General features: G+C 32.3%; 10 protein-coding genes. 4 read left to right on the top strand and 6 right to left on the bottom strand.

The genetic code is table 11. The features are described 5' to 3' along the window. Positions 1–118: 118 nt before the first annotated feature. The 3 genes from nrdF to nrdI form a co-directional block, all read right to left on the bottom strand. On the bottom strand, positions 119–1087 hold the full coding sequence (gene nrdF / locus HMPREF3265_RS03730) for a class 1b ribonucleoside-diphosphate reductase subunit beta (RefSeq protein WP_037548528.1): 969 nt from the start codon (positions 1085–1087) through the stop codon (positions 119–121). 127 nt (positions 1088–1214) lie between these two features. Then, complete coding sequence (gene nrdE, locus HMPREF3265_RS03725; RefSeq protein ID WP_070861052.1) at positions 1215–3320, bottom strand: class 1b ribonucleoside-diphosphate reductase subunit alpha; 2106 nt, start codon at positions 3318–3320, stop codon at positions 1215–1217. Then, complete coding sequence (gene nrdI / locus HMPREF3265_RS03720) at positions 3283–3681, bottom strand: class Ib ribonucleoside-diphosphate reductase assembly flavoprotein NrdI (protein ID WP_037548524.1); 399 nt, start codon at positions 3679–3681, stop codon at positions 3283–3285. Before nrdI ends, nrdE begins: the two co-directional genes overlap by 38 nt. A 787-nt stretch (positions 3682–4468) precedes the next feature. Between nrdI and HMPREF3265_RS03715 the strand changes: the two genes are divergently transcribed. From HMPREF3265_RS03715 to HMPREF3265_RS03700, 4 genes are all read left to right on the top strand, one after another. Next, positions 4469–5329, top strand: a complete 861-nt coding sequence (locus HMPREF3265_RS03715) for a DMT family transporter (RefSeq protein WP_037548523.1) — start codon at positions 4469–4471, stop codon at positions 5327–5329. Between the two features lie 30 nt (positions 5330–5359). After that, entirely contained in the window at positions 5360–5860 is a 501-nt protein-coding gene (queF, locus tag HMPREF3265_RS03710; protein WP_011276427.1) for a preQ(1) synthase, read from the top strand. Positions 5861–6160: 300 nt separating this feature from the next. Then, on the top strand, positions 6161–7666 hold the full coding sequence (locus tag HMPREF3265_RS03705; protein ID WP_037548522.1) for an S-Cys-Gly-3M3SH uptake peptide MFS transporter: 1506 nt from the start codon (positions 6161–6163) through the stop codon (positions 7664–7666). A 290-nt stretch (positions 7667–7956) separates the two neighbouring features. Beyond that, positions 7957–8883, top strand: coding sequence for a diacylglycerol/lipid kinase family protein (locus HMPREF3265_RS03700; RefSeq protein ID WP_037548518.1), 927 nt, complete (start codon positions 7957–7959; stop codon positions 8881–8883). 78 nt (positions 8884–8961) lie between these two features. Here the strand turns inward: HMPREF3265_RS03700 and HMPREF3265_RS03695 are convergent, their stop codons facing one another. The 3 genes from HMPREF3265_RS03695 to HMPREF3265_RS03685 form a co-directional block, all read right to left on the bottom strand. Further along, positions 8962–9489, bottom strand: coding sequence for a 5' nucleotidase, NT5C type (locus tag HMPREF3265_RS03695; RefSeq protein ID WP_037548514.1), 528 nt, complete (start codon positions 9487–9489; stop codon positions 8962–8964). 174 nt (positions 9490–9663) lie between these two features. Continuing rightward, the gene (gene hisC / locus HMPREF3265_RS03690) at positions 9664–10719 is read right to left on the bottom strand and encodes a histidinol-phosphate transaminase (protein WP_070861051.1); all 1056 of its coding nucleotides are present in this window, start codon (positions 10717–10719) and stop codon (positions 9664–9666) included. Positions 10720–10826: 107 nt separating this feature from the next. Then, positions 10827–12341, bottom strand: a complete 1515-nt coding sequence (locus tag HMPREF3265_RS03685; protein WP_037548502.1) for a peptide MFS transporter — start codon at positions 12339–12341, stop codon at positions 10827–10829. Between the last annotated feature and the right edge of the window lie 151 nt (positions 12342–12492).

Raw genomic sequence — 12492 nt, 5'->3', positions numbered from 1 at the left:
AATATTTATTTTTGTTCAAATACGATGTACTCTTTTTGATACAAAAATAAGCCACTAAATTCGTAGTTGTTATCAACAACACTGAATCTAGTGGCTTATTAATGTTAGTCTTTGATAATTATTTATCAAAAATGAAATCTTCGTCTTGTAAGGCTTCTACATTTAATGCCAATGTGTATCCGTCACCTTTAACTGAGAAGAAATCATGGTTTTTAGTTGTAGTATCTAATGCATTTTCAATGATAGGATTAAATTCTTTTTCTTCAAAGTATGGTTCAAAGCCTAAGTTAGATAATGCTTTGTTTCCATTGTATTGGACATAGTTCAATACATCTTCACTTAAGCCGATATCATCGTATAACATATGTGTATAAGATACTTCATTAGCGTATAAATCTTCTAATAATTTATACATCTCTTTATCTGCTTTTTGTTTTTCATTTTCAGATAGTTCGTTACGTAAACTTTGAGCATCTAATCCTGTAAACACACCATGGATTGATTCGTCTAGTAAAATCTTTCTAATGATTTCACCAGAAGTAGTCATTTTACCTTGTCCAGCTAAATACAAAGGATAATAGAAACCAGAGTAGAATAAGAAAGTTTCTAAAAATACACTTGATACCCTTGCAATATATTGATCATATATAGAGGCTTCTTTGCCCCACAATTTGTGATAGTTTTCAATAATTTTATCAGATTTATATTTTAAATGAGGCTCTTCTATTACCCAAGTATCTAGTAAATAGTTTGTTTCACTAGATGGAAGTAAAGTTGTAAATATATGTGAATAACTTTTCGCATGAATTTGTTCCATCATTGCCATAAATGAATACACTGCTTTTTTACGTAAGTCTGTTGTGTGTAACATAATTAACGGCATACCATCATCTGCTTGATGTGTATCCAATCCTGTTAATCCTGCTAACGCACGTTTGAATGTATTCTTCTCGTCTTCAGTTAGTGTCTTCCAACTTGCAATATCTTTTGATACTTTAAATTCTGTTTCTACCCACATTTGAGAAATATTTTGACGCCAAAACATATTCGTCATATCTTCTTGGGTATTCCAATTGACGGCCTTCATTTATAAATCCTCCTTAATTACTAAAAAGCAAATCTCATTCGTTTAGAGGATAAGTTGAGAGTCATTTTTAAATTTTGACTCTACAAACTTCCTCCTTTTCAAAATTTGTTATCTTAAGTTTCTTAAATTAGATAGCACAGCTTGTACATTCTTCTACACTCAATAATTTGTTACGAGTATAATATAGCGATTTAAGCCCTTTATGGTGAGCATAAACATATAATCTTGATAATTCACGTGTTGAAATTTCAGAATTCACATATAAAATTGTTGAAATACCTTGGTCCACGTGTGTTTGAATCGTAGCGATTAAATCTATTAATTTCATTTGGTCAGTATTGAATGCTGATTTATAATACCACATTGTTTCAGGAGACAAGAATGGCATTGGATAAAATGTTTCAGCGTTACCATAAGTACGACGTTCAATTTGATCAACAATTGGCATAACTGAACTTGTTGCATTTTGTACATATGAAATACTTTGTGTAGGTGCAATTGCAAGTCTATATGCATGATATAAACCATGCTGTTGAACTTGTTCTTGTAATGCTTTCCAATCTTTAGCAGTTGGAATATCGATGTGATCAAATAGTCGTTTCACTTTCTCAAATTTAGGTTCAAATTCTTGAGAAGTATAAAACTCAAAGTATTTATCACTAGCATAATCTGATTGATCAAAGTCTTGATATACTTCACCACGTTCTTTCGCAATTTCCATTGAACGTTCGATTGAATAATAGTTCATCATCATGAAGAAAGTATTTGCAAAGTCTTTAGCTTCCTCTGATTCATATCCTATTTTATTTTTAGCTAAATAGCCGTGTAAGTTCATTACGCCTAGACCGACAGAGTGTAACTCACTGTTAGCTTTTCTCACACCTGGTGCGTTTTGAATATTTGCTTCATCACTAACTACTGTTAATGCATCCATACCTGTGTGAACAGAATTTTTAATTTTACCTGTTTCCATCACATTTACAATGTTTAAAGAACCTAAGTTACAAGATATGTCACGTTTAATTTCATCTTCGATACCATAATCATTAATCACTGATGTCTCTTGTAATTGGAAGATTTCTGTACATAAATTACTCATTTTAATTTGACCAATATTTGAATTGGCATGTACTTTGTTAGCATTATCTTTAAACATTAAGTATGGGTAACCTGATTGTAATTGTGTTTGGGCAATCATATTCAACATTTCTCTTGCGTCTTTTTTCTTCTTAACGATATTAGGGTTTGCAACCATGTCGTCATAGTATTTTTCTAAATCAATATCATCGAGTGTTACACCATATTCTTGTTTAACCGTATGTGGCGCAAACATATAGAAATCTTTACCTTCTTTTGCTAAATCAAAAAATTTAGACGGCACTATAAGACCAGTAGAAATTGTTGATAAACGTAAGTCTTCATCAGCATTTACCTTTTTAGTGTCTAAGAACTCTTCTACATCATAATGGAAGATATTTAAATATACTGCACCTGCACCTGGACGTTGGCCAAGTTGATCAGCATAGCTAAATCCGCCTTCTAATGCTTTGGCAACTGGTAACACCCCTTTGGCTACACCTTTAATACCTTTGATGGCTTCACCACGAGCACGTAATTTAGAAAGATTTATTGCTACACCGCCACCAATTTTACTTAATTGCTTGGCAGTAGAATCAATGAAATTGATAGAGTTCAAGCTATCATCTACCTCTAATAGGAAACATGATACTAATTCACCACGACGTGCGCGACCAGCATTCAAGAAAGTTGGTGTTGCAGGTTGATAACGTTGCTCGACCATTGCTAAGATAAATTGTTTCGCTTGCTGCTTATTACCGTCCGCTAAATATAGTGCAACGATTGCGACATGTTGATTATAATCCTCTAGATATTGTGATTTATCATTAGTTTTTAGCGCATAATCTTTATAAAACTTACTAGCAGACATATAGCTTGCAAATTCAAAGTTGATAGATTTTGCGAATTCAGTGATTTCAACTAAATCTTCTTCGCTATATTTGTCGAAGACATTGAAATAAAAATTATTATCTACTAGATAGTGTAAACGTTCAATCTCACTGTCAAAATAAATTGTTTTATCATGGATTTCTTCTAGATAAACCGCTAATGCTTCTTGATCTTTCTCCAAGTTAAAGAAACCATTTTCTTTACGTTTCGTAACTTCATTATTTAGTTCAATATGATTGTACTTTTTCTCGTTCATAATTTTCATTGAAATGCCCCACCTTATTTTTAAATTCAATAACATCTTTATTAGAACCTTGTACTTCAAACTCCATTAATAAAGGTACATGGTATTTTTCGGAAATTGTTCTACCCGCTTTCGCAAAGTTTTGTCCCCAATTACGGTTACCACTTGCCGCGACAGCGCGTAAATTATGATGATTAACTTCTAAAAACGATTGTACTTCTTTAGGTACTTCACCAAATCCAATTGTTCCCGTAACTAAAATATAAGGTTCTTCAAATGGATCTGTACAATTATCCTTAGTAATTTCCATTACATCTGAAATTTCACTTCGTTTAATAAATCTTCTTACATTACCTGAAAAAGAAAAATAAACTACTTTCATTGGAACGCCTTCTTTCGTCAATCCATAATATTAATTAAAAAGAAGTTCTCTTAATAGATAAGAAAACTTGCTAGACAATAAATACGACATATTTTAGACATTTAATTGGATGTCAACTAGCTGATGATTAATATACTAAAAGAAGTGACTTTCATTTCTAGCCACTACATGTAGTGTTTAGACTAAAATTTCGAGACTATTTCATCTATATGCTCGTTCGTATTAATAGTATTAAATTAGGAATTTCAACTTAAAATAAGTGTGAAATTGCCTTTAAAATGAATAATTTGTATAACACAAACTTTTTATACAACCACAACATGTTGTGGTTCGTTTCATGTTTTAATACTATATTCTGTGTTTCATTATACAGAATTGCTTTCTTAATTAAAAGTAACTATTTCGTGACAAAAGTTCGGAAAAACGTCTGAATGTGCATCAGACCAACTTAAATTAACGCAAATAATTATTTTTGAATATTTGATGTGTTTTAGTTGCATTTTTAGCAGCTAAATAAACTATTGAATTGTCGGCATTCTTGAAGTCCAATCATTTAAATTATCAATATATTTTGCGCAATTATTCAAATGTTAATTATATTTTGCTTCAAAAACACGAATATAACATTTGTAAAAAAATAGTATTTAACGTGTTTTTAATACGAACAGAACATTTGTTCGTATCTAGATAATAATACATCTTGGTATTATTTTCAAGTATTCATGCATTAGCATTTGAATTATGCTACTATGTATACGGTAATTTATTACAAATGAGGCGATTAACCTTGAATCCAAAAGTTAAAGGTATTATTGCAATTTTAATTTCAGCTGTCGGTTTTAGTTTTATGTCAGTCTTTTTTAGACTCGCCGGAGATTTACCTGTATTTCAAAAATCCCTAGCTCGAAATTTTGTTGCAATGTTCATACCATTATTCTTCATATTTAAATATAAACAACCTATGTTTGGGAAATTAAGTAGCCAACCCCTTTTAATTTCTCGATCTACACTAGGCCTTATAGGTGTCTTATTAAATATATACGCTATAGATCATATGGTATTAAGCGATGCGGATACACTGATGAAACTTAATCCTTTTTGGACGATACTACTCAGTTTAATTTTTCTTAATGAGAAAGTTAGAAAATATCAAATCATTGCTATGATTGTAGCAATCTTAGGTATGTTATTTATCGTTAAACCAGAGTTTTCTTCAACAATGATTACTTCTTTAGCTGGATTATTTTCAGGTATCTTTGCTGCCTCTGCGTACACATGTGTTCGTGCATTAAGTAACAGAGAAGCACCATATACTATTGTTTTTTATTTTTCATTATTTTCAGTTGTCGTTTTAATACCGTTTTCAATCGCAACTTATGAGCCAATGACGACAATACAAATAATTTATCTTTTAGGGGCAGGTCTTTCTGCTGCAGTTGGCCAAATCGGTATTACACTAGCCTATAGTTTTGCACCTGCAAAAGATATTTCTATCTTTACGTATGCTTCAATCATTTTCACGGCTATATTCGGATTTATATTATTCGGTGAAACACCTGATTTCTATGCCCTTATCGGTTATGTCATTATTATTGGTGCAAGCTATTATATGTTCGAAAAGGCACGACGACAAAACCGCTATAACTAAACAACAATCTAACACTAAGGAGTGATTCAATTGACTCAAGGACGTCAAAAAGAAGAACTACAAGATATTACTTTATTAGGTAATCAAAATAATAAATATGAATTTGACTATACACCAGAAGTTTTGGAAACATTTGATAATAAACATCAAGGACGCGATTACTTCGTAAAATTCAATTGTCCTGAATTTACATCTCTTTGCCCAATTACAGGTCAACCAGATTTCGCAACGATTTATATTTCGTACATTCCAAATATTAAAATGGTAGAATCTAAGTCATTGAAATTGTACTTATTTAGCTTTAGAAATCATGGGGATTTCCATGAGGATTGTATGAATATCATTATGAATGACTTAATTGACTTAATGGACCCACATTATATTGAAGTTTGGGGCAAATTCACTCCACGAGGCGGTATTTCAATAGATCCATACACTAATTATGGACGCCCAAATTCTAAATATGAGAAGATGGCTGAACACCGATTAATGAATCATGATTTATATCCAGAAAAAATAGATAACAGATAAAAGATTAACTTAACCACTAAATTGTCAAACAATTTAGTGGATTTTTTCATTATTTGTGAGATTTTATTTAAATTTACTATTGCCTATTAGTGAATTAAAGCGTATTTTATTATTATCATTTAAAATTCCAAAAGAGTAAGATGATCTAAATAAAGCAACTTATTCTCATACAATTTTAAATCATCAACTCATTGACTGAAATTTCTAAAAATTTCTATTTTTAAGAAATTAATCAATTACACCTATCATATTCATGATTTTAAATTTCAGTCTTTAAAGAAAGAAAGGATTGGGATACATATGGCAACAAACAATTCCCATGAACAAGCTGTTCAAACAATACCTCAGCGAGGGTTCTTCGGACACCCTAGTGGTTTAGGAGTACTATTCTTTGTAGAATTTTGGGAAAGATTTAGTTATTATGGCATGCGTGCCATGCTTATTTTCTACATGTATGATCAAATTAAAAATGGTGGTTTAGGAATTGATCAAACGACTGCAATGTCTATCATGTCAGTCTATGGCGCATTAATTTACATGTCTTCAATTCCTGGTGCATGGGTCGCAGATAGACTATTCGGTACTAGAGGGGCAACCTTGATTGGTGCAGTACTCATTATCATCGGACATATTTGTCTAAGTTTACCATTCGCAATGTTCGGTTTATTTGCATCAATGTTCTTTATCATTATTGGTTCAGGCTTAATGAAACCAAATATTTCAAACATCGTTGGACGCTTATATCCTGAGAATGATACTCGTATGGATGCCGGTTTCGTTATATTCTACATGTCAGTTAACCTAGGTGCGCTTATCTCACCTATCATTCTGCAACATTTCCTAGACGTGAAAAACTATCATGGTGGTTTCTTAATTGCAGCGATTGGTATGGCATTAGGTTTAGTATGGTATATGATTTTCAATAAAAAGAATTTAGGTTCTATTGGTATGAATCCAACCAACCCGCTATCTTCTGAAGAAAAGAAAAAATATGGATTAATTGTAGGTATCATTGTAGCAGTCATTGCTATTGTACTATTAGTTACATATTTCACAAATACTTTATCATTCAATCTTATTAGTAATACGGTTCTAGTACTTGGTATAGCTCTACCAATCATTTACTTCACTACTATGATTCGAAGTAAAGATGTTACAGATGTAGAGCGTTCTCGTGTTAAAGCATTCATTCCGTTATTTATTTTAGGAATGTTATTCTGGGCAATACAAGAACAAGGATCAAACGTATTAAACATTTATGGTTTAGAACGTTCTGATATGAAAATGAATTTATTCGGTTGGACAACTAATTTCGGTGAAGCATGGTTCCAATCAATTAACCCATTATTTATTCTTTTATTCGCACCAATCGTATCTGCGATTTGGTTGAAAATGGGTAAAAAACAACCAAGCCTTCCAGTAAAATTTGGAATTGGTACGCTATTAGCTGGTGCTTCATACATTTTAATGGGACTTATCGGTATGAGTTATGGTGATACACACTTCTCAGTAAACTGGGTTATCCTATCATACGTTGTATGTGTGGTTGGTGAATTATGTTTATCACCTACTGGTAATAGTGCGGCTGTTAAATTAGCACCTAAAGCATTTAATGCTCAAATGATGAGTGTTTGGTTATTAACAAACGCATCTGCACAAGCACTTAATGGTACATTAGTTAAATTAATCAAGCCTTTAGGGCAAACGAATTATTTCATCTTCTTAGGAAGCGTTGCTATCGTAATTACAGTAATCATCTTAGCTTTCACTCCTAAAATTTCAAAAGCAATGAAAGGTATTCATTAATCACCTTTGTATTGTTAAAATATGACATTTAAACAAAACAAATAATTATCTTTAAGCATCTTCATAGTAATTTTATAGCTATGAAGGTGCTTTTTTTATTTAAATTATCCTTATTGAGAAGATGACAAGGCATTTAAAAAAATTCTATCTTGTCATTTCTTTGTATATCAACTAAAAAAATATAATGATAAATACTTAAGCATTTGTTTTACTCAAATTATAATTAAGCAAATAACATTTCGGGTAAATAAATGTTAAATCAGAGTAAATAAATGAAAGTAGGCATACGTATGGGTCAAAAATTTAATCATGGTGTTCTTTTTTACCATGAACATAGTGGTCTCAAAGATATATATGAAGGTTTAGGAGAAGTAACTAAATCACTTACTACTATGTGCAAACACCTATCAATTCAACTAAGTGAAAATGAAGGCGACATTATTAAGTATTGTGAAAGAATTAAAAATCAAGAATATAGTAGTGATGTTGATATCGTTTTTATCCTAGGTGGAGATGGTACAGTTAATGAATTAGTTAATGGCGTTTTAGCAAATGACCTAAATGTACCTATTGGAATTATTCCTGGAGGTACATTTAATGATTTCACTAAAACATTAAACTTGAACCCTAACTTTAGTAAAGCTAGTGAACAACTTAAAACGTCTCACTTGGAATCATATGATGTTATGAAAGTGAATGGCACTTATGTGCTTAACTTTGTGGGATTAGGACTTATAGTTCAAAACGCGGAAAACGTGCAAGAAGGTCGTAAAGATATCTTCGGTAAATTAAGCTATGTTGGTTCAACTGTTAAAACATTAATGAATCCAGAAGATTTTGATTATACATTAACTGTAGATGATAAAGAACTTAATGGTAATACCTCTATGCTAGTCGTTGCTAACGGTCCTAATATCGGTGGCAGTAGAATACCACTTATGGATTTATCACCTCAAGATGGTAAAGTGAATAGTTTCATTTTTAATAAACAAAATTTTACTATTCTCAATGATGTATTCAAAAAACGCGATAGTATGGATTGGAATGAAATTACAAACGGAATTGATCACATAGCCGGCAAACATATTACATTATCGACGGATCCAGTTATGAAAGTAGATGTTGACGGTGAAATTAGTCTTGAAACGCCAATTACAATTGAAGTTCTACCAAAAGCACTTCAGATTCTAACTTTTCCAGAGAATGCTGAACAATAAGAATTTATTATACTAATATAAAAGCGATTAAGGTTAATGATTGGATTATCATACCTTAATCGCTTATTTTAACTACTCCTATAGAAAGAATGCTTCTACATCTTTCCAACCGTTAACACGTTTAAAACGTTCTTCACTTACATTGTGAGACGCAGTAAAAATGATTGGTTCACCTTCAAATATTTGTAATTGACGAGGATTATCATCTATTAAATAATCAGTTTTCACTACATTTTTACGACCACAGAAGACAAATTGCTGCGGATCTAAAAATGGAAAGAATTCAAGTAACCAGTCATATTTATCATGAAATGAAGTTGGAACATCCATAGCTGCAGTAGCAATGTAAACATCATATTGCTCAGTCAATTTCTTAACGACTTCTTGTGCATGGGGCATAACAGTTAAGTTTCTAAAGAAGCCTGGCGCTCTTAAAATATCACGAACTAAACCATCATGCTCTGGTATTACATTTTTAAGCTTTTGTCCATTTAAAGACTCAACTGTAATTCCTAATTCCGTTTTTACGTTAACCGCTTCAATAATTGCACCTAACGTGTCTGCTAATACTTCATCCATATCTATTGCTATAGATTTTCTAGACATACTATCTCTCCCTTAATCATCACCTATATACTTCTAAAGTATAGCAAAAATTTAAAAGGGAGTGCTACAAGACATTTAGAATCTATTGTAGCCCCCCTTGCATAATCAACTTATGATGTACTTCTAAAACTCAACTAATCATTTTAAGTTAAAGAGCTTACGTATTTGACCAACTTAATAATCAAAATGTTTTAATACATCAATCATTCTGTCATTTTGTTCTGGGAATCCGATTGTAATACGAACGCCAGTTGGAAACGGACGTGTGATACAACCCACTTTTAGTAACGCTTCATATAATTCTTGTGCTTTTTTAGTTGCAACAAATACAAAGTTCGTCTGACTAGGTAAAAAATGTTCACTTTGTGGTATCTCAAAGAATTTTTCACGTTCTTTAGCATTTTTAGCTGTAATATCTTTCAAATAAGCTTGATCTTCTAATGCTGCAATCGCTGCGTATTCTGAAATACGAGTGACATTGAATGGTGGTCGAATGATGTTCCACTTTTCAATAGCTTCATTTGTAGCTACGACATACCCTACACGCAACCCAGCTAATCCATATGCCTTAGAAAATGTTCTTAACAAGAATGCATTATCAAAGCGTTCTTGCAATTTCAATGTATCTGGATAATCTTCTGCTGTCACAAATTCAAAGTAAGCTTCATCAATCAATACAGGCACATGACTAGGTACGCGTTCTAAAAAGTATTCCAATTCATCATGATTGAAATAGGTTCCAGTCGGATTATTCGGATTACATAACCACACTAAAGCAGTCTCTTCATCGACCTCTTTAATAATATTCTCTAAATCAAACCCACCACTTAGTAGAGGTACTTGAACAACTTCAGCAGATTCTACAATTGCATTATGATAATATTGTCCAAATGTGCCTTCACTTGTAACAATTTTATCTCCAGGCGTTAGCACTGCTCTTGAAATCATCAAGATGACTTCGTCTAACCCTGCACCAAATAGAATTCGAGAAGGATCCACGTTCAAATGTTCACTAATTGTCTTACGTAATGAAGGTGAGCCAGTCTCAGGATAATAAAATAACTCATCCAAATGTGCTTGAACTGCTTGCTTTGCTTTTGGAGAAGGACCGTATAAATTTTCATTTGAAGCAAGTTTATATAATTCTCCTTCTATACCGTGCTTTTCTTTAAGTGCTTGTGGTGATAATCCTGGTTGATATGCTGCTAATTGATTTAATTGTTGTTTCATTGCCAACCACTCCTTTTTCAAAAAATTAAAATGTTTATTTAATTATAAACCTGTTCCTCTAACATTGTTAAATTACAAGTCATTGACTAGTTAAAATTTATATTAACTTAATGTACACCATTCATCGCTCTCTTAACCATTGGAGAAATAGCTACTAAGATAACACCAATAAGCAGTGTAAACAATCCTGAGTATAAGAAGAACTCTTTCTCACTAATAATCTTAAATAATACAACGATTTGGCTATTGAGACTTTGTGCAGTGGCGTTACTGAGCATCCACAATGCCATCATTTGTGCAGAGAACTTTGCAGGTGCTAGTTTAGATGTTACAGATAACCCTACTGGTGAGATACATAATTCACCTAACGTGATTAAGAAGAAACTTAACACTAACCATATAGGGTGAATCAAATGCGCATCACTATTCAAAGGTATAATCATAACTAAATATGATAAACCTGCAAAGATGGCACCCAATGCAAATTTATATACTGTATTTGGATTATGTCTGCCTAATTTAGTCCATAAACTAGCAAAGACAGGTGCTAACATAATAATAAATACTGGATTGACAGACTGGAACCAAGCTGCTGGTATGTGGAAATCTAACACACCATTAGTCAATTTAACTAAGCTAAGTTCTGTCTTCTGGTCAGCAAAGTTAGCCAAAACGGTCGAACCTTGTTCTTGAATCATCCAAAATGCAACAGACGTAATAAACAACGGTATGTAACTATAAATTCTAGAACGCTCTTCTTTGTGCGTCTTATTACTTGATAACATATAAACAAAAATACAAATTGGTAACACGATACCTATAATCGTTACAATGACACTGAAACTAGATAAACTCAATTTTCCAATAAATTGCAAGATAAGTAGGATAATTGCGAAAATTATTACGACAGTACCAGTAATAATTGATAATTTTTTGATTTCTTCTTTTCGAAGTGGGTTAGGAACGCTTAAACCAGCCAATCCTAGATTCTTTTTATTTGTAATAAAATAAGTGACTAATCCGATGAACATCCCTATAGCTGCTACCGCAAAACCAAAGTGGAACCCTAGTCTTGTTTGTAAGTAACCTGTCGCAAATGGTGATAGAAAACTACCTAAATTGATACCCATATAGAAAATAGTAAAAGCAGCATCTAAACGTCTATCATTATGGTCATATAATTCACCAACTGTAGTTGAAATATTAGGTTTCAATAAACCTGTACCAATAATAAGAAGTAATAGTGCTATCATTACTACTGTTAAACTACCTGGTATCGTTAACATGATGTGACCAAACATAATTAATATGCCGCCATAAAATAATGCATGTCTTGTACCAATGATTCTGTCTGCTATCCAACCCCCGATGGTACCAGACATATAGATGAGTGCACCATATAATGATACGATTTGTAACGCTGTACCCTGCGGTAAGCCGAAGCCACCTTTACTAACTGAATAGTACAGATAATAAGCTAGAATCGCTTTCATACCATAGTAACTGAATCGCTCCCAAAATTCAGTAAAGAATAGTGTACTTAAACCTTTGGGATGTCCAAAGAATCCCTTTTGAGGCACACTCTTAACAATTTCTTGTCTCGAATAATTTCTAGTATTCACATTCTCCCTCCTAAAAACATACACGCTTTTTGTGTATTTATAGAATAGTGTAATTAAAAATAATTCAGATTACAATTGTATTTACAAATTTTGCTCTGTAAAAAAAGAACAAAACAACGAACTCATGATTAATTCGTTGTCTTGTTCCAAC

It is taken from the genome of Staphylococcus sp. HMSC62B09, assembly GCF_001839115.1.
GTDB classification, from domain to species: Bacteria; Bacillota; Bacilli; order Staphylococcales; family Staphylococcaceae; genus Staphylococcus; species Staphylococcus haemolyticus.
This window is presented reverse-complemented; position numbering and strand designations above follow the sequence as displayed.

Excerpts from the sequence above, each read along its gene's own strand:
- HMPREF3265_RS03695 (WP_037548514.1), bottom strand. The coding sequence starts at position 9,489 with ATGTCTAGAAAATCTATAGCAATAGATATGGATGAAGTATTAGCAGAC.
- hisC (WP_070861051.1), bottom strand. The coding sequence starts at position 10,719 with ATGAAACAACAATTAAATCAATTAGCAGCATATCAACCAGGATTATCA.
- HMPREF3265_RS03700 (WP_037548518.1), top strand. The coding sequence starts at position 7,957 with ATGGGTCAAAAATTTAATCATGGTGTTCTTTTTTACCATGAACATAGT.
- nrdF (WP_037548528.1), bottom strand. The coding sequence starts at position 1,087 with ATGAAGGCCGTCAATTGGAATACCCAAGAAGATATGACGAATATGTTT.
- nrdI (WP_037548524.1), bottom strand. The coding sequence starts at position 3,681 with ATGAAAGTAGTTTATTTTTCTTTTTCAGGTAATGTAAGAAGATTTATT.
- HMPREF3265_RS03705 (WP_037548522.1), top strand. The coding sequence starts at position 6,161 with ATGGCAACAAACAATTCCCATGAACAAGCTGTTCAAACAATACCTCAG.
- nrdE (WP_070861052.1), bottom strand. The coding sequence starts at position 3,320 with ATGAAAATTATGAACGAGAAAAAGTACAATCATATTGAACTAAATAAT.